Raw genomic sequence first — 25,378 nt, forward strand, 5'->3', positions numbered from 1 at the left:
CTCGTCGGGCTCATAACCCGAAGGTCGTCGGTTCAAATCCGGCCCCCGCAACCAACATCATAAACACCCTCAAGGGTGTTTTTTTGTTTCTGCCGCCGGCAACACCTCTGTCGAAAACGGGAACGGCCATTGCCGCCCCCATCTCCTGCTTACCCCTTAGGTAACACAATATTGCTGGCCGCCAGCATGCCCATGCGATGGTACATCGCACAGGCCGCCTCGACGATCGGCATCGCCAGCGCCGCGCCACTGCCTTCCCCCAGCCGCATACCCATATTGAGATACGGTTCTAGTCCGAGGTGCGCCAGCGCGATACGCGCCCCCTTCTCCGCCGAATAGTGGGACGGGATCAGATACGGTTTTACCGCCGGCGCTATCCGGCACGCCGCCAGCGCCGCCGCGTAAGAAAGAAAGCCATCCAGCACCACCGGCAGCCCGCAGGACGCCGCCCCTAGCATGACGCCGGTCATCCCCAGCAGATCAAATCCACCGACTTTGCTCAGCACGTCGAGGCCATCCTTCGGGTCGGGCTGATTAAGGGCGATAGCCCGCCGCACGACCTCCACCTTGTTGCCAACCTTCGCCAGCGGCAAATTGGCGCCAATCCCGACCACCTCCTGCGCATCGCTGCCGGTCAGGACGCTGACCATCGCCGCCGCCGGCGTGGTATTGGCCATCCCCAGTTCGCCGACGCCAAACAGAGTCACGCCCTCCTGCGCCAGCGCGCGGGTGTAGCGCATCACCTCCAGCAGCAGCTCCTGCCCCTGCTCGCGGCTCATGGCCGGGCCGCGGGCAATATTGCCGCAGCCCCGCGCCATCCGCATATTCACCACGCCGGGCAGCGGTTCGCTATCGATCCCGACATCAATCACGTGCACTTGCGCCCCGGCCTGGGCGGCGAGCACGCAGACGCCGGTGGTGCCGCCGGTCATATTGGCGGCCTGGATGGCCGTGACCGCCTTCGGCGAAATCGCCACCCCTTCGTCCCACACCCCATGGTCGGCGCACATCACCAGCAGGGCCTTTTTCGCCACCTGCGGCTGGCCGCCCAGGCCGGGCATTCCCGCCAGCTGCACCGCCAGCGCCTCCAGACGCCCGAGGCTGCCGGGGGGCTTGAGTAAGCCGTCGATGTGTTGCTGTGCCCGCGCCATGGCGTCGGCGTCCGGCGCGGGGATCGCCCGCAGTACCTCGTTTACGCTTTGCATACAGAATCCCTGCCAGGGCTGGCCCGGTCGGCCAGCGATTGAGTTATTTGATTTTGACGCCGATGCCGGAGACCACCAGCCAGACCGCATCCGCCGCGGCCGCCAGGCGCTGATTGACCCGCCCGGCGATATCACGAAAATGTCGCGCCAGGCGGTTCTCCGGCACAATGCCCATCCCCACCTCGTTGGTCACCAGCACGACGTGTGCCGGGCAGCGCTGACAGGCGGCAATCAGCACGCCAATTTCGTCATCAATAGCCCGCTCCATGGCGGCGTAATCCCAGCCGTCGGGGTCGCTGTCGCCGCCGAGCGCGAACAGCAGGTTGGTGACCATGGTGGTAATGCATTCCAGCAAAATCGCCTCCTCTGGGGCGATATCCGGGGTGATCAGTTCATCAAGCTGCTGCCAGCGCTCGGCGGTGCGCCAGTGGGCGGGCCTGCCGTCGCGATGATGCTGGATCCTTGCGGCCATCTCGTCGTCAAAGATTTGCGAGGTGGCGATATATAAAACCTGCGGCGCATCGGCAATCAGCGCCTCGGCATGGCGGCTTTTGCCGCTGCGCGCGCCGCCGGTCACTAAAGTCAGCATAGGGGCTCCTGATGTTGGCGCATGATGGCGTAAATTTGATCGATGGCGATATGTTCGCGCATGGCATCGGCCAGCAGGTCAAACTGGCGGGTTTTATAGCGGGCATACTCCAGGGCGCTGTCCAGCGGCGCCAGCCCTTTGCGCTGACGCAGGCCGTTAACCAGCGCCCGGGTAAATGCATCGCTGTCGAACAGGCCGTGCAGATAGGTGCCGAACGCCAGGCCGTCGTCGCTGACCGCGCCGTCTGCCACTGACTGTCCCGCTTTATGCAGCTGCAGCAGCGGCGCGCAGCCTGCCTCACGGCGCGTCTCGCCCATATGAATTTCGTAGCCACTGACCCGCAGCCCCGCCGCGTCGGCTAACCAGTCCGGGAGGTTAGCCTCCAGGGTCGCCTGCACCTGAGTGGTGGTTTTGCGCTGGGCGAAGTGGGTCACGGTCTTCAGCACCCCCAGTCCGGGCTGGGTGCCAAGGCCAGACTCCACCTCATCGATAATGGTTTCGCCGAGCATCTGATAGCCGCCGCAGATCCCCAGCAGCGGCACCTTGCGCTGCCGGACCTGCTCGACCGCGTGCGCCATGCCGCTTTCACGCAGCCAGCACAGATCGCCGAGGGTATTTTTACTGCCCGGGAGAATGACCAGGTCGGCGTCGGCCAGCGCCTGCGGGTCGCGGACATAGCGCACCCGGACGTCAGGCTGCGCCGCCAGGGCGTTAAAGTCGGTAAAATTGGCGATATGCGGCAGGTGAACGACGGCGATGTCGATATCGCGCCGGTCGGTGCGGTGGTATTTCCCGGCCTGCAGCGCGACGCCGTCCTCATCCTCAAGGTCAACTTCAAGCCACGGCATAACGCCCAGCACCGGCACGCCGGTCAACGCCTCGATCTGCTCGATCCCCGAGCGCAGGAGCGCCACATCGCCGCGGAATTTATTGATAATCACGCCTTTCACCCGCGCTCGCTCCTCGGGCTGCAGCAGCGCCAGCGTGCCGTAAATCGCGGCAAATACCCCGCCGCGGTCGATGTCGGCCACCAGGATCACCGGGCACTGCGCCATTTCGGCCATGCCCATATTGACGATATCGCGGTCGCGCAGGTTAATTTCCGCCGGGCTGCCGGCCCCTTCCAGCACCAGCGCCTCATACTCCCCGGCCAGGCTCTGGTAGACCGCGAGGATCTGCTCGCGCAGGCGTGGCTTGTACTGGTGATAACTCACCGCGTCCATGCTGGTCGCCACCTCCCCCATCAGCACAACCTGCGCCTGACGGTCGCTGGTGGGCTTGAGCAAAATCGGATTCATGCGGACATCCGGGGCGATCCCGGCTGCTTCGGCCTGGAAAATCTGCGCCCGGCCCATCTCTTTGCCATCCGGCGTAATGCCGGAGTTCAGCGCCATATTCTGTGATTTAAACGGCGCGGTGCGCAGTCCATCCTGATAAAAAATGCGGCACAGTCCCGCCACCAGCACGCTTTTCCCGACGTCGGAAGCGGTGCCCTGTAACATAATCGCCAGCGTCATGACGCCTCCTTAATCGCGCCTATCGCATCGTTGCGCATCCGCTGAAAAAACTCCGCTTCGGTTTTACACAGCGGCAGCCCCAGTTCGCTATGAAGTTTCACCAGCCACGGCTGGGTCAATCCCGCCCGGGCCATGGTCTCCGCGCAGGCAAACACCTCGCCGGGCTCCCCTTCGGCCAGCACTTCGCCGTGCCGCAGAACGTAAACGGCGTCGCTCACCTCATAGATCAGATCGATATCGTGGCTGGAGATCACTACGCGCCGCCCCTGCCCGACAATGCGCCGGATGATGGCGATCATCTGCGCCCGCCCGCGGGGATCGAGGCCCGCGGTGGGCTCGTCAAGCAGCAGGTAGCGCGCCTGCAGCACCAGCGCCCCGGCGATCGCCACCCGTTTTTTCTGCCCATGACTGAGGCACTGGATCGGCTGCTGGCGAAATCCCTGGGCATCGACGAGGGTCAGCGCCTCATCTACCCGGCGGGCGATCTCCTCTTCCGCCACCCCGAGGTTACGCAGACTAAAAGCGATATCGCTGTCGATATCGGTATAGAAGATTTGCTGGTCCGGATCCTGAAACACCGTCGCCACCTGCTGGCGCAGCGCCAGTAGGCCGCGCTTGCTGTAGTCCAGCGGTTTTCCCTGCCATAGCACCGCCCCGCTCTGCGGGCGCAGCAGGCCGCTCAGGTTCATAAACAGCGTCGACTTTCCGCAGCCGTTGGCCCCCACCAGGCCGGTCACCGCATGGCGGGAAAAATCCAGCGTCAGCCCTTTAAGCACCGGCTCATCCTGATAGCGAAACCAGAGATCGGTTGTGGCAAGCATACTTATCCTTAGAGGTGAAAATCACCCTGGTACAATTTGATATCCAGCGCCGTGCTCATCTGCTGGTAGCGAATCATCACCCGGGTAAACAGCAGTCCCACCAGCATCGCCAGCGAGCGATAGCCCTGCGGCACGCTACCATAGCCAAAACGCAGGGTTTGCGCGCGGTGAATCGCCATCGCCTCGTCCAACAGAATAAAAATGAAGCGCCAGGTCAGCAGGATCTGCTCCGTCAGCAGCCGCGGTACGCGACCGCGCTTAAGTAAAATAATCAACTGCGGGAAAGGCAGATTGAGCACCAGCCAGAGCGTCGCCGCCATCGCCGCCAGGCTGCGCCAGAAAGTCTCCCCGGCCACGGCCAGCCCCTGGGCGGAAATCCCTATCGAGAAAGCGCCCAGCCGAAAGCTCGCTAACAGCATCTGCGGGTCGCGGCTGACGCTGAACAGAATGGTCAGCACGCCGACCAGCAAAAAGCCAAAGGGCAGCGCCATCCAGCGGCACCAGCGCCTGAATGAGACCCGTAGCAGCCAGCAGGTCAGCGCGGCGGTTAGCGCCAGCGTCAGCGCCTGGCCCCATGCCGGCAGCGTAAAGGCCAGCGCCATCAGCAGCAGCCAGAGCAGAAACTTCCGCTCTGGCGCCACCTGCAGCCAGCGGCTCTGGTAGCTGAGTCGGTCAAACCCGGTCATCACGGCGCTGTCTGCCCCTCGCATATCCGAGAATGTAAAAAATCACCGCCGCGCCCAGCGAGCCCTGCAGGGTAAACAGCAGGCTCTCAATCTCGCCGCTCGCCGGTTCATATAGCGGCTGGAACCAGGGTTGATAATCCGGCGCCACCGCCTGGATCTGGCTCTCCGCTTCGCCGTCCGAGCCGCCAAACTCGCCGCCGTGGTTAATAAAAAATGGCAGGATCATCAGGGCGACCACCATCGCCAACAGGATCAGGGTCTTTTTCATATTAATGTCCCTCCGCGGCGATCAGTCGCCGTTTGGTTAGCTGATCGTAGATCATCACGGTGAGCAACCCTTCCGCGATGGCGATCGGGATCTGCGTCAGGCAGAAGATGCCCATAAACTTGGCGATCGATCCACCTGCTCCGGTTGCCGGATCGGGAAAGGCCACCCCGAGCTGGACGGAGGTGACAAAGTAGGTCATCAGATCCGCCAGCATGGCGCAGAGAAAGACCCCGACATCGCGACGGATCCCCGCCCGACAGGCCAGCTTCCACACCAGATAGCCGACCATCGGACCGATCACCGCCATCGACATCCCGTTGGCGCCAAGGGTGGTCAGGCCGCCATGCGCCAGCAGCAGCGCCTGGAACAGCAGAACGATCGCCCCCAGCACCGCCACTACGCCCGGCCCGAAGAGGATCACCGCCAGACCAACGCCGGTGGGATGCGAGCAGCTGCCGGTCACCGATGGGATCTTCAGCGCCGAAAGAACAAAAATAAACGCCCCGCAGAGAGCCAGCAGCACCTTCTGATTGCTCTCTTCCTGGACGATACGCCGCAGGCGCACCAGGCCGTACCACAGGCAGGGTAAAAACAGCAGCCACCACGCCAGCGCCCACATCGGCGGCAAAAAGCCCTCCATGATATGCATGGCGAACGCCTCCTGTGGGACGATGATCAGCAGAACAGCAGCCGCCAGCCCCCCATACGAAAGCTGCTTCAGCGATTGCACCTGATTCATTACGCCTCCTCCCACTGTTTGTTAACCAGGATGGTCGAGAAATAGGGCAGCGGCTGGTCATCGCTGACCTCGCGCAGGCTGCGCCAGCACTGCTCACCCGGCAGGGTGGCCTCTGACATCATCAGCGCCGCATCCAGCAGCCCCGCCTGCGCCAGCAGCGCCCTTATGCGGGCGAAGCGGCCGTAGACTTTCATCAGAACCAGACTGTCATGCTGGCGCAGCGCCGCGGCAATGTCCGCTTCCGGCGCGGTGCAGGAGATCACCGCCAGCGACTGCTGCTCCATGGCCAGCGGGGTTTTCGCCCGCGCAGCAATGGCGGCGAAGGAGGTAACGCCAGGGACAATCTCCAGCCAGTCCGGGCAGCCAATCCGCTGCAGCAGAAAGACCCAGGTGCTGAACAGCATGGCATCGCCGAGGGTGATAAACCCGACCTGCCTGCCCGCCGCCACTTCCTGGGCCAGCGCCGCGGCGACATCGTTCCACACCGCCTCTTTTTCCGCGCTGTCGGCGCTCATCGGAAAATGGCAGCAGCGGACCTCCGTATGTGCGCCAAGGTACTCGCGCACGATGGAGAGGGCCAGGCTGTCGCCGCCTTTGCGACCGGCTGGCGCATACAGCACATCCAGCTGGCCAAGGATCCGCGCCGCACGCACAGTGATCAGATCGGCCGCCCCCGGCCCGGTGCTCAGGGCGTACAGTTTGCCGCTCATGCTGCTTTCTCCATCGCGTTATTCAGCGCCTGCTGCAGATGGGCGACGAACATCGCCCGCACCGCCGGATTTTCCCCTAACCCGCTCAGCCACGGCGTTGCCGTGATACCGGCGGCGTTGAACAGCGTTTTCCAGGAGTCCTCTTCGTCCGAGGCCATATCGTTAATGGCGTGATCGCCGGCCACCAGCATCAGCGGCATCAGGTGCACGCCGGTCACGCCCTGGCGAGCGAGTTCGTTAATCACGATGTCCACTTCGGGATAGCTTTCCACCGCCCCCACCCGCGCCGGAAACCCCTGCACCGCCATCATATGATCCAGACAGGCGTAGGCCGCGAAGGCGTGGTGGCTGGCGCCATGCCCCATAAATACCACTCGTTCCGTCGCCGCCAGCGGCGGCATCTGCTGGCGCAGGGCCTGCATTAGCTGCACGTAATCGCCATGACCGCTCAACAGCGGCGCGCCCAGCGTCAGACGCTGAAAGCGCGGGCGCATGCTCTGCACTTCGCGAACGATCTTCTCGTACTCGTCGCCGTTGATAATGTGCAGGGACTGGATCGCCACATCCTGGTACCCCTGCTCGGCCAGCTTTTGCAGGGCCTGCAGCGGGGTATCGATATGGATGCCGTCGCGCTGCTGCAGTTTGCGAATAATCATCCCCGAGGTGAAGGCGCGAAACAGCGTGCGGTCCGGGCAGCTGGCGGCCAGATCGCGCTCGCAGGCGGCGATGTTCTTCTCGCGGGTGTCGTGATAGCTGGTGCCAAAGCTCACCACCAGAAGTGCTTTTTTCATATCCTGTTCCTCAAGTCGCCGACAGCCAGCGCGTCAGCCGCGCAGCGAAATCGGCCTGGCTTTGCAGTAATTCATCGCCCGTCACCAGCGGCGCCGGACGGGTAATGACGATGCAGGGGATCCCCGCATCGAGACAGGGTTGTACTTTTTCCTGATAGCCCCCTTCCGCCCCCGAGGCTTTCGTCACCACGACGTCGGCCCGGCACTGGCGATAAAAGGCGGCGTTAAATTCAGCGCTGAACGGCCCGCAGAGGGCAAAGATCTCCCCCACGCCAAATCCCAGTTCGCTGCAGTGCTGAACTACCTCCGGCACCGGCAGCACCCGGGCAAGCAGCGTTTTATCCGCCAGCCCCGCCCGCCATGCCGCCAGATCTTTGCTGCCGGTGGTCAGCAGGATCCGCTCGCCGAGGCGATGGGCTACCGCGCAGGCCTCGTTCAGATCGCCGACGACGTGAAGAAGCGAATGGCGCAGATCGCTCAGCTGCTCCGGCCTTTGATAGCGGCTGAGCAAGACTCCGACGCTGGCGCAGGCGCGTACAATATTCTCGCTAACCACCTCGGCGTAGGGGTGAGAGGCATCGATCACCCAGCGGGTGCGTTGCGCCTTCAGCCACTCCGCCATCTGCTGCCACTCCATGCGCCCGCAGCGTATCTGGCCACGGATAGCGCCGGCCAGCCGCTCGCCGGTGGAGGTCGCCACCGACAGGGTGTAGCGCACGCCGGCGGCGTCCAGCTGCTGACAGATCGCCCGCGCATCGCTGGTGCCTCCGATAACCAGCACGTCGCCGTGGTTCACAGCGCGTAGCCTCGCGGGGTAATCATCAGACCGTTATCGATGTATGTCGCTTTGTTGCCGACGATCACCAGGCTGGTCATATCCACCGGGGCGAAATCCATCTCCCCGAGGGTGGTCAGCCATTTCTCCTGCTTTTTACGCCCGGCGGATTTGACCACGCCAACCGGCGTATCCGCGCTTTTGCTGGCCGCCAGCAGCGCAAAGGCGCGCGCCAGATGCCCTTCGCGGCCGCGGCTGCGGGGGTTGTAAAAACAGATAACGAAGTCCGCTTCCCCGGCGGCGACAATGCGTTTTTCAATCACCGACCACGGCGTCAGCAGATCGCTGAGGCTGATATGGCAGAAATCATGCATCAGCGGCGCGCCGAGCAGCGAGGCGGCGGCGATACTGGCCGTCATCCCCGGGATCAGGCGGACCTCAATGTCCAGCCGCTGCTTATTAACCAGCTCCAGCACCAACCCCGCCATGCCGTAGATGCCGGCGTCGCCGCTGCTGATCAGCGCCACGTTGTGCCCGGCCTGCGCCAGCTCGATGGCCGCCTGGCAGCGTTCAATCTCTTTGCACATGCCGGTTTTGATCACCTGCTTGTCACCGGTAAAGGCTTTTACCAGGTGGGTGTAGGTCTTGTAGCCCACCACAATCTCCGCCGCCTGCAGGGCCTCCACGGCTTCCATGGTCATCATCGCCTGCGAGCCAGGGCCAATTCCGATTACGCTTAACATCAGTGTGTCACTCCCAAAGTAATGGTCACGCCCTGCTCGCGCAGGGTTTCGCCGGACAGGTTTCCCTGACTCAGCAGCCAGGCCACCGGGCCGGAGACGCTGCCGACGCCGACCGTCTCCCGGACAAAAGACGAGGCCGGAAAGCGGTGCTCGTGCTCGCGCAGCGCCTCGGCGCTGAAGGTTTCGAACGGCACCCGGCAGCGATGAGCCAGCTGGCGGAGCCCCGGCTCGTTTGCCTTCAGGCTCACGCTGCCGATCGCTTTCAACGCCAGTGGGTCAAGGCGCTGGGCGGCAAGCTGTCGCTCCAGCAGCGTACTGAGCAGCGCGCAGGGGGTGTCGCGCCGGCAGCCGATCCCCGCCACCACCCGCTGGGGCACCAGCTTCCAGTGAGGTATCGGCAGCGGCGGCAGCGACCGGCGCAGGGTGATGCAGATCAGCGCGTCGAGCGACGGCAAGCGCGTAAGGTTCCTCACCGGAATAAAGCCGCGCTGGTCGCAGCGGCTTAGCGCCTCGGTAAATTCAGCGTCGCACCACAGTCCCACCCGCTTACCGCTCACCAGCATCTGATTGACGGTTTTCACCGTCGCGCGAAAATCGGTCATCCGGGCGTTCAGCTCAGCAGCCAGTGTGTCGAGGGCGGCCAACTCGTTGACGTCGGTTGCGGTGGTGATCACCGGGTCGGCGCCGAGCATCCCGGCGAGATAGCGGGTCAGGGCATTCGCCCCCCCGGCATGGCCGGAGAGCAGGCTGATGACGTGCCGGGCGCGCTCATCAATCACCACCACCGCCGGGTCGCTGAGCTTGTCATTCACCAGCGGGGCCAGCACCCGCACGGCAATCCCGGTGGCGCCGATAAAAATCAGCGCCGAAAAGCTGCTGAACGCCTCGCGGGCAGCGCTGGCAAAGCCGCCGTTGAAGGGGATAAACCCCTCCTCCTGCAGCGCCTCGCTGGTGTAGCAGGTGAGCGGCAGCATCGCCGCCAGCCTTTTTGCCAGCCGCACGCCGCCGGGCGTCAGGCAAAACAGGGCAATGGATTCAGGCTTTACGGTATTCATGGCTAAAATCCGCTGCGTACAGTTTGGAGTAGTGATACTCATCGCCGAGGAAGGGACCGACGAGGATCAGCGCCGTTTTGCGGATCCCGGCGTCGCGTACCTTATCGCCGATGTCCGCAAGGGTTCCGCGGACGGTCTGGCTTTCCGGCCAGGTGGCCTTATAGATCACCGCGACCGGGGTGGTCGCCGGGTAGCCGCCCTCCACCAGCCGCTCCGCCACCCGGTGAATACGCTGCACCGACAGGTAAATCGCCATCGAGGTCTGGTGGCTGGCAAAGGCCTCCAGCTGTTCGCGCGCAGGAACCGGCGTGCGCCCTTCCAGACGGGTAATAATCAGACTTTGCGATACCTCGGGCACCGTATATTCCACCCCCAGCTCTGCCGCCGCGCCGAGGAAGGCGCTGACGCCCGGCACCACCTGCCAGCGGATCCCGCGGCGGGTCAGCTCTTCGCCCTGCTCGCGCACCGAGCCGTACAGCGAGACGTCCCCCGTCTGCAGGCGCACCACCGTTTTTCCCGCCTTCACGCCCGCTTCCATCAGATCGAGGATCTGCTCCAGATGCAGCGCGGCGCTGTCGTGACACTCCGCCTGTGGCGGACAGTAGGCCAGCAGCTCGGTGTTGATCAGCGACCCGGCGTAGATCACCACCTGCGCCTGCTGCAGCAGACGGTAGCCTTTGAGAGTAATCAGTTCGCGATCGCCAGGACCGGCGCCGACGAACCACACGCAATGGGGATCAAAAGTCTCAGCCATGGTTTCCTTCCTTCTGACAGGCGATGACAAAAACGGGATTATGGGGTTTGAAGTAGTGGCCGCTGCCCAGCGTGGTCAGCGATGAGACGTTCAGCTGCAGGCAATCAATCTGTGTAATCCCCCGCTGCTGCAGATAGTCGAGAGCCGCATTCAGGTTCTCCTGCAGGATAAAAGTCATCACCAGACGGCCACCGGGATAGAGCTGCTGCCACGACCAGTCAATGAGCTCGTCGAGGCGGCCGCCGCTGCCGCCCATAAAAATGGCGTCGGCGCGTTCGGTCATCACCATCGGCGCTTCGCCGGGCAGGATCTCAATATTGCCGCAGGCGAAATGCTGGCGGTTTTCGTCCAGCAGCCGGAGAGCCGCGGGGTTGCGTTCGATGGCGGTTACCTGCAAAGAGGGATACTGCAGCGCCGCCTCAATCGACACGCTGCCGGTACCGGCGCCGATATCAATCAGGTGGCTTGCCCGGTGTAGTTCAAGTTTGGCCAGCGCCAGCGCGCGAACCGCCTCTTTGGTCATCGGCACCTTCTCGCCGCGCAGAAAAAGCTCATCTTTCATCGAGGATCACCACCGCGTTCATCTCATATTCGGCATCGACCTCACTGACCGGTAGCCAGTGGATCCGCTCGTTATCCATCGCCAGATTTTCGCCAATCACCATCCAGCGATACCCTTTACCCCGCGCCGCCAGCTGGGCGGCGATTTCCCGCGGCCCGCAGCGCCCGTCGGTCACCATCGCCACCTTGCGCTGGCGCGCCAGCTCATCAAAACAGACGTCCCGTCCGTGGCTGCTGGTCAGCCAGATATCGTTCATATCGATACCGGCCTTCGCGCAGAGATACTGCACCGCGCTGATGCCGGGGATAATGCGCACGCGCTCGATGCCAAAGTGGGCGATCAGCCGCGTGCCGATGCCGTAAAAGAGCGGGTCGCCTGAGGCCAGCACCACCACCTTCTGCGCTACGCGTTCGCCGAGCCAGACCAGCAGTTCGGCAATATTGGCGCCCAGCGCAAACCGTTCGCCGCGAAATCCGGGGAACTGCTCTAAATGCCGCTTACCGCCTACCAGCGCATCCGCGCTGGCGACCGCATCTTGCGCCGCCGGCGTCATCAAATGCAGGCCTGACGGCCCCATGCCGACCACCGTTAACATGACATCTCCCGCGCAATCTCGGCGATCGGCCGATTGCTGCCGAGAACCTTGTTATCAAAGGAGAACATGATGGCGTCGCAGACGGGCGGCGCTTTGGTAAAGCGCAGCATCTGCATCACCCGCAGACAGATGCGTTCAGCAAGATGGTTATAGATAGGCTGAAAACCGTACGCGTCGATGTGCTCCATCGCCGCTTCGGTGGTATCGCATTCGCTCACCAGCTGCAGCAGCGCCAGCGGTGCCCCCAGCAGCGCCAGATGCGCGACCAGCGTTTCCATGCGCGCATCGGCGATATGGCTGTGGGTATGGAAGATCCCGGCGGCGACTTTAATCAACTTGCCGGGATGGCCAATCAGCACGATCTGACGGAACCCGAGGCGCACGGCCTCTTCAATCATGTAGCCGACGAAGTTGCTCATGGTGACCACCACCTGCGAGTCGATGCCCATCTGCTCACGTACGAAGCGCTCGCCGTGGTTCCCCGGCACCAGCACCACGCGCTCCAGTCCGGCGGCGCGTTTGATCTCCAGCTCGAGGGAGAGCGAGCGCTTCCAGCTCTCTTCCGACATCGGGGTGACGATCCCGGTGGTGCCGATAATCGAAATCCCGCCGAGGATCCCCAGCCGCGCGTTATAGGTTTTTTGCGCCCGCACCTCGCCCTCCGGGGCGAAAATCTCTACCGTCGCCCCACGCGACGGACCAATCGCCTCGCGCACCGCCGACTCGATGGTGTGGCGCGGGGTGCGGTTAATCGCCGGGCTGCCGATGGGCAGGCCGATCCCTTTGCGGGTGACTGTGCCGATACCTTCGCCGCCGCGCAGGGTTATCTCGCCGGAGTCGTCGAGCGTCACGCGGGCGAAAATCAGCATCCCGTGGGTGGCGTCAACGTCATCGCCGCCGTCTTTACGGATGGCGGCGATCGCCTGCTGCCCTTCGACGTGCGGCGATTCGACGTTAAGGCACAGGGTCACGCCGGAAGGGGTGACAATGGAGACCTGATGAATGAGGTGCTGGCGCATCACCATCAGCGCCGCGACCTTAGCCGCCGCCGTCGCGCACGAGCCGGTGGTGTAGCCTTTACGCAGCGCTTTGCCGTTGTGCCACACCGGGGCGTCGAAGGATTGCTCGCTCATCGCGCCTCCCGCAGGTGGTACAGCAGGGCGTTAACAATTGCTGCCGCCACGTTGCTTCCCCCTTTGCGGCCGAGCGCAGCGATAGCCGGCAGGCCGCTCTCGCTGAGCGCCGCTTTCGACTCCGCGGCGCCGACGAACCCGACCGGCACCCCCACCACGCCGCCGATGGCCGTTTCGCGGTGTTCCAGCAGGCGAAACAACGCAGTTGGCGCATTGCCAAAGACAAACACTTTCTCCCCGGGCTCCTGCACCGCAATATCCACCGCCGCCATCGAGCGGGTCATCCCCCGGCTTTGCGCCTCGCGCACCACCCGCGGGTCGCTGATATAGCAGCGGCATTCGCCGCCAAAGCGGGCTAACAGGGTTTTGTTGATCCCGGACAGCGCCATGGTGGTATCGGTATACAGGGTACAGGGCCGGCTCAGCGCCTCGCTCAGAGCGATCAGGGCATCCGGAGAAAACCACAGAATATCCAGCCACTCGAAGTCAGCGGTGGTGTGGATCACCCGCTTGATAATCGCCTCGTGCAGCGGGCTGGCGAAACGGTAGTCCGGTCGCGTTTCGGCGATGATCTCGCTGATGATGTCGAAGCTTTTCGCCTCAATCGCCTGCGGTTGTTGTATGTACTGCATCAGGTTCTCCTCAGGCCGCGCCGACCAGCCAGTAGCGCAGGCCGATAAACAGCGCCAGCGCCAGGGTTGACGCCACCCACATCAATCGAATGGTTCGGGAAATATCGTCCACCGCAATGTCGCGGACGGCGTCGCCTATCCAGGGTTTTTCAACGCGCTGGCCGAAGTAGTCGTTCGGGCCGCCAAGGCGGATCCCCAGCGCGCCGGCGACGGTCGCTTCCGGCCAGGCGCAGTTAGGACTGCTGTGCTGATAGCGATCGCGCCAGCCCGTCCGCAGCGCCCGGGCGCCATCTTCCCGACATACCACGGCGGCGAGGCTAAGCAGCAGCCAGCTCAGCCGGGCGGGAAGAAAGTTGGCCACATCGTCAAGACGGGCGCTGACCATGCCGATCGCCCGGTATTTTTCGTGCTTATAGCCGACCATGGAATCGAGGGTGTTGACCGCCTTATAGGCCATGGCCAGCGGCGCGCCGCCCAGCAGCAGGAAAAAGAGCGGCGCGATAATGCCATCCACGGTGTTTTCCGCCACGGTTTCCACCACCGCACGGTTGATCTGCGCCGGCTGGAGCTGTGTGGTGTCGCGCCCGACAATCCACGAGAGCTTGCTACGGCTTTCCGCCAGATCCCCCGCGCGCAGCGGTCGCTCGACGTCCCGCGCCGACTGCGCCAGACAGCGCCCCGCCAGCACGGTGAAGATCATCCATACCTCCACCAGCCATCCCAGCCAGGGGTGGATCCCGCGCGCCAGCGCCAGTACGCCCCAGGCCACAGCCCACGTCAGGCCGGTCACCACCAGCCACATCACCCCGCCGCCAATGCGCAGCGCCCGCTCGCTATGGCAGACCCGCCGCACCACGCACTGGCTGATGTTAATTAGACGACCTATCCAGCGCACCGGATGCGGCCAGTGCGGCGGATCGCCAATGACGACATCGAGTATCCAGGCCACACACCAGGCGAGAAGAGTCATAGCGTCCTCCTTGCCGCCTGCAGCCAGTGGTTGAGCATGGTGGGTCGCTGGGCAAAATGGACATGGAGATAGCTGGCAAAGGCGCTGCCGGACTGCCATCCTCCCTGCCACTGCTGAAGCGTCTTGCCATCCCGCTGTTTACGGCAGGCCAGCACGGCGGCGGTGGCGGGAGTAAAATCGGAGTAATGAAATTCATGGCCGCGCAGCCACTCGCCGGGGGCGGCCAGCAGCGTCTGCTGCTGCGCCTGCGCTTCGCAGTAGCCGAACCGGGTCAGACGCGTCCCCATCCGGCTGTAGCCGGGAATGATATCCGCCATCGCATAGCGCTCGCCGCCGGTGACCTCCAGGGCGGAGCCCAGATACATCAGGCCGCCGCACTCGGCGTAGATCGCCACCCCACGCCGGTGCGCCGCGCGGAGCTGCGCCAGCATCTCCTGGTTGGCAGACAGGCCGGCCGCGTGCAGCTCCGGGTAGCCGCCGCCAAGCCAGATCATCTGGCAGGCCGGCAGCTGGCGATCGCGCAGCGGGCTAAAGCGCACGATCTTCACGCCGCAGCGGGCCAGCAGCGCCAGGTTATCGGGATAATAAAAATTGAAGGCCTCGTCGTCGGCGAGGGCCAGCGTCAGCCCTTCGCCGGCGTCGGCGGCAAGCTGCTCCCCCCACTCGCCGGCCGGCAGGTTCGCCAGTTCGCTGAGGGACAGCAGCCGGTCGATGTCGAGGGTGCGCCCCAGCAGGCTGGCAAAATCCCGCCATGCCTGTTGATTAACCACCGACTCGCGGGCGGTCACCAGCCCCAGATGCCGCTCGGGCAGCGCCACGCCTTCCACGCGCGGCACATAACCGAGCACCGGCGCCTGGCAGTAGCGCTCAATGGCGCTTTTCAGCAGCTGGAAGTGAGTGTCGCTGTTGACGCGATTAACGATCACGCCGGCGATATTGAGGGCCGGATCAAAATGTTGAAAGCCCATCACCGTGGCGGCGATGGAGGTCGAGACCGCTTTGCCATCCACCAGCAAAATCACCGGGCAGCCAAGCTGTTTGGCCATCGCCGCGCTGCTGCAGTAGTTGGGGTCGGTGCCGTAGCCGTCATAGAGGCCCATCACCCCTTCAATGACTGCGATATCGGCCTGCTGCAGCTGGTCGGTAAACAGCGCGTTGAGTATCGGGGCGGGAAGCATAAAGCTGTCGAGATTGCGGGAGGCGACGCCGCTGATGGCGGTGTGCCAGGCGGTGTCTAAATAGTCTGGCCCCACTTTACAGGGTTGCACCCGCAAACCGCGCTGTTGGAGCAAGCTGAGCAGGCCGAGCGTCACGGTGGTTTTGCCACAACCGCTACCGGTACCCGCAAGAATGAACGCACGCCTGGTTGCCATACCCTGTCCTGTTCAGGTGGTCAGAGTATAGCTGCGCGCATGCCTGGTCCTGCGACCACGCACCGCTAAGCCACCCACTTCCCACCGAAGTTGTTGGTCTGTTACCGGCAGGCAGGTCTTCTGGCTTAGCTTCGTTCTCGCCCGCCCTTCCCAATCTTACGATCAGTGGTTTTTACGGGGTCGTCAGCATCACAGCAGCGGGGGCTGCGGGGGATTGACACCCCCTTCCCTGACACCAAACTGGTGTCGAACCTGTCGGTTTTATTCGCCGATGCGCCCTGCATCGGCGGTTAATGTTTCAAGCTTACTTTTACCGCCTTATCCCCCGCCAGAATGACGCCTGCGGAGTGAAGCGGTTTTGAATAATCATCGGTCTCGTATTAACGGACACTCTATCCCATCACAAAAATAAAAACTGGTGTAGTTTATCCCTCGAATATCATTATTTTGTTGCGCTATGACAATTTATTGCTCTACTGTCGTTTTTTTCATTTTATAATGATGAAGATACTCCGGGATATCAAAAATCGGCAATAGCAAAATATTGTCATTTAAAATGACTCAGTTTGTGATCCGGCATTAATTTGCTGACGAAACGCCTGCGGCGTTACCTGATAGGTCTGGCGAAACACTTTACAAAAATAGCTGGTTTGCGAAAAACCTAAATTCCGCGCAATGCTGGCAATGCTCCAGTCGCTGTGGCAAAGCAGCTCTTTTGCGCTCGCCATCCGCTGCTGATTGACCCAGGCGTTAAAGCCGATCCCCTGATATTTTTTAAACAATTTGCTGAAGTAGTACGGGCTGAGATAGACGTGCGCCGCCACCTCCTCCAGACGCAGTTCATCAGAGAGATGCGCGTCGATATAGCGCAGCGCCTTCTTCATTTTGCCATCGTGCGGCGAGGCCGCCCGGCTGCTCTGCGCCGGGTCGTTCTGCGGCGGGTTATCCTTGATAACCACGAAGTTAAGCTGTTTTTTCAGGCAATTCTCGACGATCAGCTTGAGCAGATCCGCAGAGGCGATAACCCGCGAATAGTCCATCTCAGGCACATCGCGGAACGCCTGAACCAGCGCCGGATCGTCCTGCCAGCGGTCATCCACGTTAAGGATGTCCACCAGTTCGATATCGTTGCTCAGACGAACCTGGCCGCAGAGCACAAAGCCCACAAGGTGCCCGGCGATAACCAGCGGAATGGAAAAATCGGTTAACCCGGCGTGGCAGCGGTAGATACAGAGCGCATCGGTTTTCGAGGCCTCGAGGCCGCCGCAGCGGTCGCTCATGCGACAGCGGGAGCTGTGCTGGGGGTGCTGGCGCATCAGTTGGCAGAAAGGGGTGAAGTTAAACAGTTCAGATATTTCATCACCGTGAATATTGACAACCACAACCGCCAGACTGGTGGCCTGCGCAAAATCCTGTGCGATTTTATTAATGAGTTCTGAGTTCAGTGTGCTCGCAGAAATCATGATAAAACCTCTCAGTTAATTTTTTGTTATAAATAAAACATTTCTTTAATATTCACTTCCTTTCATCATCATTTACCGCCAACGATAAAAGAATATTACGATAGCAAAAGTCTCCCATCCGTGGGAGACGTTTTTAGCCAGTTCGTGATACCGGTTCATGAAAATTTTTCGCTATTTCAGCGGATGCATTAATCCTCTAATTTACAGGTATTACACGGTAGATTATTACCAATCAGATAACGATAGATGGCCGCGCCGAGACAGGCGCCGATCAGCGGCGCAATAATCGGCACAATAAAGTACGGTATATCCCTTCCGCCGGTCATCGCGATATCGCCCCAACCCGCCATCCACGTAAACAGCTTCGGCCCAAAATCACGCGCCGGATTCATCGCAAAGCCGGTCAGCGGCCCGGTTGAAGCGCCAATGACCGCCACCAGCAGGCCGATCAGCAGCGGGGCCAGCGGCCCTTTCGGTACGCCGTTGCCGTCGTCGGTCAGCGCCATAATCATCCCCATCAGCATGGAGGTGATCACCACTTCAACCAGCGCCGCATGCCAGATGCTCAGCGATGCCGCCGGGTAGGTGCTGAAAATACTCGCCAGCTGCAGGCTCTCTACGCTGCCGCGCGCGATATGATGGGCGGATTCAAACTCGGTAAACATCGTGCTGTACAGCACATAGGCCAGCACCGCGCCGCCAAAGGCGCCCGCAACCTGTGAAACGATATAGGGGAAAACTTTTCGTCCGGGAAAGCAGGCAAACAGCCATAACGCGACGGTCACCGCCGGGTTGAGATGGCCGCCGGAGATCCCCGAAGTCAGATACACGGCAAGCGAGATCCCCAGCCCCCAGATAATGCATATCTCCCACAGTCCGAGGCTGGCTCCCGCCACCTTTAACGCGCTCAGGCAGCCGATGCCGAAAAACAAAAATAGCCCGGTGCCCAAAAACTCGGCGGTACATTGCGCTTTTAACGAATCATTCATTATGACACCTTCTTAGCAGAGTTCGTGTCCTGACCAGCCAACATCCTGCTGGCAGTAGAGTACAACGGGCACCACTATATGAACTCCCGTCCGCAAATTGTTGGCAACCTGCTGACGGCAGCCTCCGGAAAATTCGGGCATCAATAACAAATTATTGTCATTAAATAACGCAGAATTGCATTGCTCACGCGCGGCTTTCGCCATTATGCCACCACCATGGCATGCAAAAATATTGCTAAAACCAGCTCATCGTTTTCCAACAAACATCACAAATCAGTTTCTCGCGCATAGCAGATAAAATTGAAATCGTCATGAACAAATTTGTAAATATGGAATATACAAAACAAGATAATCACATCAACACAAATAAAAATATTAATTAACATCAAACACTTAAATAAATAAAAGACAATTTTATATTATCCAATACCCACTATTTTTTCACCATCACATTGAAGTCAGCCATTCTTTTTCCTCGCATCTTCTTATAGTCCCCACTATCGGAACACTCCATGCGAGGTCTTTATGCAACAAGAAGCACTAGGAATGGTAGAAACCAAAGGCTTAACCGCAGCCATAGAGGCCGCTGATGCAATGGTTAAGTCAGCAAATGTGATGTTAGTGGGCTATGAAAAGATTGGCTCCGGGCTGGTCACCGTCATCGTGCGCGGCGACGTTGGCGCGGTGAAAGCGGCCACCGATGCCGGTGCCGCCGCCGCACGTAACGTGGGAGAAGTGAAAGCCGTACACGTCATCCCACGCCCTCACACCGATGTAGAAAAAATCTTACCGAAGGGAATTAGCCAATGAGCAGCAATGAGCTGGTTGAACAGATCATGGCTCAGGTGATTGCCCGTGTGGCAACGCCGGAACAGCAGGCCATCCCTACTGAAAACCATCCAATACGAGAGACGGCTATGGCAGAAAAAAGCTGCAGTTTAACGGTATTTGTCGGGACCGCCATTGGCGACACCCTGGGCCTGGTGATCGCCAACGTCGATACCGCCCTGCTGGACGCGATGAAGCTTGAAAAACGCTATCGCTCCATCGGCATTCTCGGCGCCCGCACCGGCGCAGGCCCGCACATTATGGCGGCGGACGAAGCGGTGAAAGCCACCAACACCGAAGTGGTCAGCATTGAGCTTCCGCGCGATACCAAAGGCGGCGCGGGCCACGGTTCGCTGATTATTTTAGGCGGCAACGACGTTTCCGACGTTAAGCGCGGTATCGAAGTCGCCCTGAAAGAGCTCGATCGCACCTTTGGCGATGTTTACGGCAATGAAGCCGGACATATAGAGCTGCAGTACACCGCCCGCGCCAGCTACGCCCTGGAAAAAGCCTTCGGCGCGCCGATTGGCCGCGCCTGCGGCATTATCGTCGGCGCGCCGGCCTCCGTTGGCGTGCTGATGGCCGATACCGCCCTGAAGTCAGCCAACGTAGAAGTCGTGGCGTATAGCTCTCCGGCGCACGGCACCAGCTTCAGTAACGAAGCCATCCTGGTGATTTCCGGCGACTCCGGCGCGGTCCGCCAGGCAGTCACCTCCGCGCGCGAAATCGGTAAAACCGTCCTTGCGACCCTCGGTGCTGAACCGAAAAACGATCGCCCCTCCTACATCTGATACCCGCGAGGCTGATTCATGAGATCGAAAAGATTTGAAGCGCTGGCGAAACGCCCTGTGAATCAGGACGGCTTCGTTAAGGAGTGGATCGAAGAAGGCTTTATCGCGATGGAAAGCCCGAACGATCCGAAACCGTCGATAAAAATCGTTAACGGCGCGGTGACCGAGCTGGACGGGAAACCGGTGAGCGATTTTGACCTGATCGACCACTTTATCGCCCGCTACGGTATCAACCTGAATCGCGCCGAAGAAGTGATGGCGATGGATTCGGTCAAGCTGGCCAATATGCTCTGCGATCCGAACGTCAAGCGTAGCGAAATCGTCCCTCTGACCACCGCGATGACCCCGGCGAAAATTGTCGAAGTGGTTTCGCATATGAACGTGGTTGAGATGATGATGGCGATGCAGAAAATGCGCGCCCGCCGCACCCCGTCTCAGCAGGCGCACGTCACCAACGTTAAAGACAACCCGGTGCAAATTGCCGCCGACGCCGCCGAAGGCGCATGGCGCGGATTCGACGAACAGGAAACCACCGTTGCGGTAGCGCGCTATGCGCCATTCAACGCCATCGCCCTGCTGGTCGGTTCTCAGGTAGGCCGTCCGGGCGTGCTGACCCAGTGCTCGCTGGAAGAAGCGACCGAACTGAAGCTCGGCATGCTGGGCCACACCTGCTACGCCGAAACCATCTCCGTCTACGGTACCGAACCGGTCTTTACCGACGGTGACGACACCCCGTGGTCAAAGGGCTTCCTCGCCTCTTCCTACGCCTCTCGCGGCCTGAAAATGCGCTTCACCTCCGGTTCCGGCTCTGAAGTGCAGATGGGCTACGCCGAAGGCAAATCCATGCTTTATCTGGAAGCGCGCTGCATCTACATCACCAAAGCCGCTGGCGTGCAGGGGCTGCAAAACGGCTCGGTAAGCTGCATCGGCGTGCCGTCTGCGGTGCCGTCAGGCATTCGCGCGGTGCTGGCGGAAAACCTGATCTGTTCGTCGCTGGATCTGGAGTGCGCCTCCAGTAACGACCAGACCTTCACCCACTCCGATATGCGTCGTACCGCGCGCCTGCTGATGCAGTTCCTGCCGGGAACCGACTTCATCTCCTCCGGTTATTCCGCGGTGCCGAACTACGACAACATGTTCGCCGGTTCCAACGAAGATGCCGAAGACTTTGACGACTACAACGTTATCCAGCGCGACCTGAAGGTCGACGGCGGTCTGCGTCCGGTTCGCGAAGAAGATGTTATCGCCATCCGTAACAAAGCCGCCCGCGCGCTGCAGGCCGTGTTTGCCGGAATGGGGCTGCCGCCGATTACCGATGAAGAAGTGGAAGCCGCGACCTACGCCCACGGTTCGAAAGATATGCCGGAGCGCAATATCGTCGAGGACATCAAGTTCGCCCAGGAGATCATCAATAAAAACCGCAACGGCCTGGAAGTGGTGAAAGCACTGGCGCAGGGCGGCTTCACCGACGTGGCCCAGGACATGCTCAACATCCAGAAAGCCAAGCTGACCGGGGACTATCTGCATACCTCCGCCATTATCGTCGGCGACGGACAGGTGCTATCAGCCGTCAACGACGTTAACGATTATGCCGGTCCGGCAACGGGCTATCGCCTGCAGGGCGAACGCTGGGAAGAGATTAAAAACATCCCTGGCGCTCTTGATCCCAACGAGATTGATTAAGGGGTGAGAAATGGAAATTAATGAAAAATTGCTGCGCCAGATAATTGAAGAAGTGCTTAGCGAAATGAAGGGCAGCGATAAACCGGTCTCGTTTCATGCGCCGGCGGCCTCGACTGCGCCGCAGGCAACCGCGCCTGCTGCCGACGGCTTCCTGACGGAAGTGGGCGAAGCGCGTCAGGGCACGCAGCAGGACGAAGTGATTATCGCCGTCGGCCCGGCTTTCGGCCTGGCGCAGACCGTCAATATCGTCGGCATACCGCACAAGAGCATTCTGCGCGAAGTGATTGCCGGTATTGAAGAAGAAGGCATTAAGGCGCGCGTAATTCGCTGCTTTAAATCCTCCGACGTGGCCTTCGTCGCCGTTGAAGGCAATCGCCTGAGCGGTTCCGGCATCTCTATCGGCATCCAGTCAAAAGGCACCACCGTTATCCACCAGCAGGGCCTGCCGCCGCTCTCTAACCTGGAGCTGTTCCCCCAGGCGCCGCTGCTGACCCTGGAAACCTACCGCCAGATTGGTAAAAACGCCGCCCGCTATGCGAAACGCGAATCGCCGCAGCCGGTCCCGACGCTGAACGACCAGATGGCGCGGCCAAAATACCAGGCGAAATCGGCCATTTTGCACATTAAAGAGACCAAGTACGTGGTGACGGGCAAAAACCCGCAGGAACTGCGCGTGGCGCTTTGATAAAGGATAACTCCATGAATACCGACGCAATTGAATCGATGGTGCGCGACGTATTAAGCCGTATGAACAGCCTGCAGGGCGAGGCGCCAGCGGCGGCTCCGGCGGCTGGCGGCGCGCCCCGTAGCGCAAAGGTCAGCGACTACCCGCTGGCGAATAAGCACCCGGAATGGGTGAAAACCGCCACCAATAAAACGCTGGACGACTTTACGCTGGAAAACGTGCTGAGCAACAACGTTACCGCCCAGGATATGCGTATTACCCCGGAAACGCTGCGCTTACAGGCTTCTATCGCCAGGGACGCGGGCCGCGACCGTCTGGCGATGAACTTCGAACGCGCCGCCGAACTGACCGCGGTACCGGACGATCGCATTCTTGAAATCTACAACGCCCTCCGCCCCTATCGCTCGACGAAAGAGGAGCTGCTGGCGATCGCCGACGATCTCGAAAGCCGCTACCAGGCGAAGATCTGCGCAGCTTTCGTGCGTGAAGCGGCAACGCTGTACGTCGAGCGTAAAAAACTCAAGGGCGACGATTAATTACAGGGGCATGTGATGCGATATATAGCTGGCATTGATATCGGCAACTCATCGACGGAAGTCGCCCTGGCGACCCTGAATGAGGCTGGCGCGCTGACAATCACCCACAGCGCGCTGGCGGAAACCACCGGGATCAAAGGCACGTTGCGTAACGTGTTCGGCATTCAGGAGGCCCTCGCGCTGGTCGCAAAGCGCGCGGGGATCAGTGTCAGCGATATTTCGCTCATCCGCATTAACGAAGCCACGCCGGTGATTGGCGATGTGGCGATGGAAACCATTACCGAAACCATCATCACCGAATCAACCATGATCGGCCATAACCCGAAAACGCCCGGCGGCGCGGGGCTTGGCGTGGGCATCACCATTACGCCGCAGGAGCTGTTAACCCGCCCGGCGGACGCGCCCTATATCCTGGTGGTGTCGTCGGCGTTTGACTTTGCCGATATCGCCAGCGTGATTAACGCTTCCCTGCGCGCCGGATATCAGATTACCGGCGTCATTTTGCAACGTGACGATGGCGTGCTGGTCAGCAACCGGCTGGAAAAACCGCTGCCGATCGTTGACGAAGTGCTGTACATCGACCGCATTCCGCTGGGGATGCTGGCGGCAATTGAGGTCGCCGTCCCGGGGAAGGTCATCGAAACGCTCTCTAACCCCTACGGCATCGCCACCGTATTCCACCTCAACGCCGAGGAGACGAAAAACATCGTCCAGATGGCGCGAGCGCTGATTGGCAACCGTTCCGCCGTGGTGGTCAAAACGCCATCCGGTGACGTCAAAGCGCGCGCGATACCCGCCGGTAACCTTGAGCTGCTGGCCCAGGGCCGGAGCGTACGCGTGGATGTCGCCGCCGGTGCCGAAGCCATCATGAAAGCGGTCGACGGCTGCGGCAAACTCGATAACGTCACCGGCGAGTCGGGGACCAATATCGGCGGCATGCTGGAGCACGTGCGCCAGACCATGGCCGAGCTGACCAACAAGCCCAGCAGCGAGATTTTTATTCAGGATCTGCTGGCCGTTGACACCTCGGTTCCGGTGAGCGTCACCGGCGGTCTTGCCGGGGAGTTCTCGCTGGAGCAGGCCGTGGGCATCGCCTCCATGGTGAAATCTGACCGTTTGCAGATGGCGATGATTGCCCGCGAGATCGAGCAGAAGCTCAATATCGACGTACAGATCGGCGGCGCAGAGGCCGAAGCCGCCATTCTCGGCGCGCTGACCACCCCCGGCACCACGCGTCCGCTGGCGATCCTCGACCTCGGCGCAGGCTCCACCGATGCCTCCATCATCAACCCCAAAGGCGAAATCATCGCCACTCACCTCGCCGGAGCTGGCGATATGGTGACGATGATCATTGCCCGCGAGCTGGGGCTGGAGGATCGCTATCTGGCGGAAGAGATCAAGAAATACCCGCTGGCGAAGGTGGAAAGTCTGTTTCATTTACGCCACGAGGACGGCAGCGTGCAGTTCTTCTCCACGCCGCTGCCCCCCGCCGTATTCGCCCGCGTCTGCGTGGTGAAACCGGACGAACTGGTGCCGCTACCCGGCGACTTAGCGCTGGAAAAAGTGCGCTCCATTCGCCGCAGCGCCAAAGAGCGCGTCTTTGTCACCAACGCCCTGCGCGCGCTGCGCCAGGTCAGCCCGACCGGCAACATTCGCGATATTCCGTTCGTGGTGCTGGTCGGTGGCTCGTCGCTGGATTTCGAAGTTCCTCAGCTGGTCACCGATGCGCTGGCGCACTACCGGCTGGTGGCCGGGCGAGGAAATATTCGCGGCAGCGAAGGCCCAAGAAACGCGGTGGCCACCGGTCTGATTCTCTCCTGGCATAAGGAGTTTGCGCATGGACAGTAATCACACCGCCCCGGCTATTGTGATCGCCGCCATCGACGGCTGCGACGGCTTGTGGCGCGAAGTGCTGCTGGGTATCGAAGAGGAAGGCATTCCTTTCCTGCTCCAGCATCACCCGGCCGGGGATGTCGTGGACAGCGCCTGGCAGGCGGCGCGCAGCTCGCCGCTGCTGGTCGGCATCGCCTGCGACCGCCATACGCTGGTCGTGCACTACAAGAATTTACCCGCATCGGCGCCGCTTTTTACGCTGATGCATCATCAGGACAGTCAGGCCCACCGCAACACCGGTAATAACGCGGCACGGCTGGTCAAAGGGATCCCTTTCCGGGATCTGAATAGCTAAGCAACAGGAGAACAGCAGTATGAATAACGCACTGGGACTGGTTGAAACAAAAGGGTTAGTAGGCGCCATTGAAGCCGCCGATGCCATGGTGAAATCGGCCAACGTGCAGCTGGTCGGCTACGAAAAAATTGGCTCGGGTCTGGTGACCGTCATGGTTCGCGGCGATGTCGGCGCGGTCAAAGCGGCGGTGGATGCGGGCAGCGCGGCGGCAAGCGTGGTGGGTGAAGTGAAATCCTGCCACGTGATCCCGCGTCCGCACAGCGACGTTGAGGCCATTTTACCGAAATCAGCCTGATT

Annotated in this window: 29 protein-coding genes and 1 riboswitch; of the genes, 8 read left to right on the forward strand and 21 right to left on the reverse strand. The window is 61.1% G+C overall.

Annotation, left to right across the window (positions count from 1 at the left end; translation table 11 throughout):
* Window positions 1-149: 149 nt before the first annotated feature.
* From cobT to pduF, 21 genes are all read right to left on the reverse strand, one after another.
* Window positions 150-1,205 (reverse strand): nicotinate-nucleotide--dimethylbenzimidazole phosphoribosyltransferase, encoded by a 1,056-nt coding sequence (gene cobT / locus ABLU50_RS10160; protein ID WP_087833236.1) that lies wholly within the window; start codon window positions 1,203-1,205, stop codon window positions 150-152.
* Window positions 1,206-1,248: 43 nt separating this feature from the next.
* The gene (gene cobU, locus ABLU50_RS10165) at window positions 1,249-1,794 is read right to left on the reverse strand and encodes a bifunctional adenosylcobinamide kinase/adenosylcobinamide-phosphate guanylyltransferase (RefSeq protein WP_004205511.1); all 546 of its coding nucleotides are present in this window, start codon (window positions 1,792-1,794) and stop codon (window positions 1,249-1,251) included.
* Window positions 1,788-3,311, reverse strand: coding sequence for a cobyric acid synthase (locus ABLU50_RS10170; protein WP_069602801.1), 1,524 nt, complete (start codon window positions 3,309-3,311; stop codon window positions 1,788-1,790). The genes cobU and ABLU50_RS10170 overlap by 7 nt, the downstream gene beginning before the upstream one ends.
* Window positions 3,308-4,132, reverse strand: coding sequence for an energy-coupling factor ABC transporter ATP-binding protein (locus ABLU50_RS10175; protein ID WP_017899203.1), 825 nt, complete (start codon window positions 4,130-4,132; stop codon window positions 3,308-3,310). The genes ABLU50_RS10170 and ABLU50_RS10175 overlap by 4 nt, the downstream gene beginning before the upstream one ends.
* A gap of 8 nt (window positions 4,133-4,140) precedes the next feature.
* Complete coding sequence (locus ABLU50_RS10180; RefSeq protein ID WP_087833235.1) at window positions 4,141-4,818, reverse strand: energy-coupling factor ABC transporter transmembrane protein; 678 nt, start codon at window positions 4,816-4,818, stop codon at window positions 4,141-4,143.
* A complete protein-coding gene (locus ABLU50_RS10185) occupies window positions 4,805-5,086 on the reverse strand; it encodes an energy-coupling factor ABC transporter substrate-binding protein (protein ID WP_004205507.1) in 282 nt (93 codons plus the stop codon). The genes ABLU50_RS10180 and ABLU50_RS10185 overlap by 14 nt, the downstream gene beginning before the upstream one ends.
* Window position 5,087: 1 nt before the next feature.
* Window positions 5,088-5,825 (reverse strand): cobalt ECF transporter S component CbiM, encoded by a 738-nt coding sequence (gene cbiM / locus ABLU50_RS10190; protein ID WP_004205506.1) that lies wholly within the window; start codon window positions 5,823-5,825, stop codon window positions 5,088-5,090.
* Window positions 5,825-6,535: a cobalt-factor II C(20)-methyltransferase gene (locus tag ABLU50_RS10195; RefSeq protein WP_023319043.1), complete on the reverse strand. Its 711-nt coding sequence runs from the start codon at window positions 6,533-6,535 to the stop codon at window positions 5,825-5,827. Before ABLU50_RS10195 ends, cbiM begins: the two co-directional genes overlap by 1 nt.
* Window positions 6,532-7,326, reverse strand: coding sequence for a sirohydrochlorin cobaltochelatase (locus tag ABLU50_RS10200; RefSeq protein ID WP_017899205.1), 795 nt, complete (start codon window positions 7,324-7,326; stop codon window positions 6,532-6,534). The genes ABLU50_RS10195 and ABLU50_RS10200 overlap by 4 nt, the downstream gene beginning before the upstream one ends.
* Before the next feature lie 10 nt (window positions 7,327-7,336).
* Window positions 7,337-8,122, reverse strand: a complete 786-nt coding sequence (locus ABLU50_RS10205; protein WP_087833234.1) for a cobalt-precorrin-6A reductase — start codon at window positions 8,120-8,122, stop codon at window positions 7,337-7,339.
* The gene (locus tag ABLU50_RS10210; RefSeq protein ID WP_023319046.1) at window positions 8,119-8,844 is read right to left on the reverse strand and encodes a precorrin-3B C(17)-methyltransferase; all 726 of its coding nucleotides are present in this window, start codon (window positions 8,842-8,844) and stop codon (window positions 8,119-8,121) included. Before ABLU50_RS10210 ends, ABLU50_RS10205 begins: the two co-directional genes overlap by 4 nt.
* Window positions 8,844-9,899: a cobalt-precorrin 5A hydrolase gene (gene cbiG, locus ABLU50_RS10215; RefSeq protein WP_087833233.1), complete on the reverse strand. Its 1,056-nt coding sequence runs from the start codon at window positions 9,897-9,899 to the stop codon at window positions 8,844-8,846. The genes ABLU50_RS10210 and cbiG overlap by 1 nt, the downstream gene beginning before the upstream one ends.
* Window positions 9,880-10,653 carry a cobalt-precorrin-4 methyltransferase gene (locus tag ABLU50_RS10220; protein WP_004149602.1) on the reverse strand — a complete coding sequence of 258 codons (774 nt, stop codon included), beginning with the start codon at window positions 10,651-10,653 and terminating at the stop codon, window positions 9,880-9,882. The genes cbiG and ABLU50_RS10220 overlap by 20 nt, the downstream gene beginning before the upstream one ends.
* The gene (locus tag ABLU50_RS10225) at window positions 10,646-11,215 is read right to left on the reverse strand and encodes a decarboxylating cobalt-precorrin-6B (C(15))-methyltransferase (protein ID WP_023319048.1); all 570 of its coding nucleotides are present in this window, start codon (window positions 11,213-11,215) and stop codon (window positions 10,646-10,648) included. The genes ABLU50_RS10220 and ABLU50_RS10225 overlap by 8 nt, the downstream gene beginning before the upstream one ends.
* A complete protein-coding gene (locus tag ABLU50_RS10230; RefSeq protein ID WP_023319049.1) occupies window positions 11,205-11,810 on the reverse strand; it encodes a cobalt-precorrin-7 (C(5))-methyltransferase in 606 nt (201 codons plus the stop codon). The genes ABLU50_RS10225 and ABLU50_RS10230 overlap by 11 nt, the downstream gene beginning before the upstream one ends.
* On the reverse strand, window positions 11,804-12,943 hold the full coding sequence (gene cbiD, locus ABLU50_RS10235) for a cobalt-precorrin-5B (C(1))-methyltransferase CbiD (protein ID WP_069602798.1): 1,140 nt from the start codon (window positions 12,941-12,943) through the stop codon (window positions 11,804-11,806). The genes ABLU50_RS10230 and cbiD overlap by 7 nt, the downstream gene beginning before the upstream one ends.
* A complete protein-coding gene (locus ABLU50_RS10240) occupies window positions 12,940-13,575 on the reverse strand; it encodes a cobalt-precorrin-8 methylmutase (RefSeq protein ID WP_069602797.1) in 636 nt (211 codons plus the stop codon). The genes cbiD and ABLU50_RS10240 overlap by 4 nt, the downstream gene beginning before the upstream one ends.
* A gap of 10 nt (window positions 13,576-13,585) precedes the next feature.
* Complete coding sequence (cbiB, locus tag ABLU50_RS10245) at window positions 13,586-14,545, reverse strand: adenosylcobinamide-phosphate synthase CbiB (RefSeq protein WP_087833232.1); 960 nt, start codon at window positions 14,543-14,545, stop codon at window positions 13,586-13,588.
* On the reverse strand, window positions 14,542-15,918 hold the full coding sequence (locus tag ABLU50_RS10250; RefSeq protein ID WP_057213097.1) for a cobyrinate a,c-diamide synthase: 1,377 nt from the start codon (window positions 15,916-15,918) through the stop codon (window positions 14,542-14,544). The genes cbiB and ABLU50_RS10250 overlap by 4 nt, the downstream gene beginning before the upstream one ends.
* Window positions 15,919-16,010: 92 nt before the next feature.
* Window positions 16,011-16,189: riboswitch (cobalamin riboswitch) on the reverse strand.
* Between the two features lie 280 nt (window positions 16,190-16,469).
* Window positions 16,470-17,381 (reverse strand): regulatory protein PocR, encoded by a 912-nt coding sequence (gene pocR, locus ABLU50_RS10255; RefSeq protein ID WP_004205486.1) that lies wholly within the window; start codon window positions 17,379-17,381, stop codon window positions 16,470-16,472.
* Window positions 17,382-17,569: 188 nt separating this feature from the next.
* On the reverse strand, window positions 17,570-18,370 hold the full coding sequence (pduF, locus tag ABLU50_RS10260) for a propanediol diffusion facilitator PduF (RefSeq protein ID WP_004105118.1): 801 nt from the start codon (window positions 18,368-18,370) through the stop codon (window positions 17,570-17,572).
* A gap of 525 nt (window positions 18,371-18,895) precedes the next feature.
* Here pduF and pduA point away from each other — a divergent pair.
* The 8 genes from pduA to pduJ are packed head-to-tail and all read left to right on the forward strand — an operon-like array spanning window position 18,896 to window position 25,376.
* Entirely contained in the window at window positions 18,896-19,180 is a 285-nt protein-coding gene (pduA, locus tag ABLU50_RS10265; RefSeq protein WP_001183618.1) for a propanediol utilization microcompartment protein PduA, read from the forward strand.
* Window positions 19,177-19,989: a propanediol utilization microcompartment protein PduB gene (gene pduB / locus ABLU50_RS10270; RefSeq protein ID WP_348864709.1), complete on the forward strand. Its 813-nt coding sequence runs from the start codon at window positions 19,177-19,179 to the stop codon at window positions 19,987-19,989. Before pduA ends, pduB begins: the two co-directional genes overlap by 4 nt.
* Before the next feature lie 18 nt (window positions 19,990-20,007).
* Entirely contained in the window at window positions 20,008-21,672 is a 1,665-nt protein-coding gene (pduC, locus tag ABLU50_RS10275) for a propanediol dehydratase large subunit PduC (protein ID WP_004105132.1), read from the forward strand.
* 10 nt (window positions 21,673-21,682) lie between these two features.
* Window positions 21,683-22,357, forward strand: a complete 675-nt coding sequence (gene pduD / locus ABLU50_RS10280) for a propanediol dehydratase medium subunit PduD (protein ID WP_043520824.1) — start codon at window positions 21,683-21,685, stop codon at window positions 22,355-22,357.
* A 14-nt stretch (window positions 22,358-22,371) separates the two neighbouring features.
* Complete coding sequence (pduE, locus tag ABLU50_RS10285; RefSeq protein ID WP_023319055.1) at window positions 22,372-22,893, forward strand: propanediol dehydratase small subunit PduE; 522 nt, start codon at window positions 22,372-22,374, stop codon at window positions 22,891-22,893.
* Window positions 22,894-22,908: 15 nt separating this feature from the next.
* Window positions 22,909-24,741: a propanediol dehydratase reactivase alpha subunit PduG gene (gene pduG / locus ABLU50_RS10290; RefSeq protein WP_087833231.1), complete on the forward strand. Its 1,833-nt coding sequence runs from the start codon at window positions 22,909-22,911 to the stop codon at window positions 24,739-24,741.
* Entirely contained in the window at window positions 24,731-25,081 is a 351-nt protein-coding gene (gene pduH, locus ABLU50_RS10295; RefSeq protein WP_048295506.1) for a propanediol dehydratase reactivase beta subunit PduH, read from the forward strand. Before pduG ends, pduH begins: the two co-directional genes overlap by 11 nt.
* A gap of 19 nt (window positions 25,082-25,100) precedes the next feature.
* A complete protein-coding gene (pduJ, locus tag ABLU50_RS10300; protein ID WP_001057755.1) occupies window positions 25,101-25,376 on the forward strand; it encodes a propanediol utilization microcompartment protein PduJ in 276 nt (91 codons plus the stop codon).
* Window positions 25,377-25,378: the final 2 nt, after the last annotated feature.

It is taken from the genome of Klebsiella sp. GG_Kp173, from assembly GCF_040062415.1.
GTDB lineage: Bacteria > Pseudomonadota > Gammaproteobacteria > Enterobacterales > Enterobacteriaceae > Klebsiella > Klebsiella quasipneumoniae.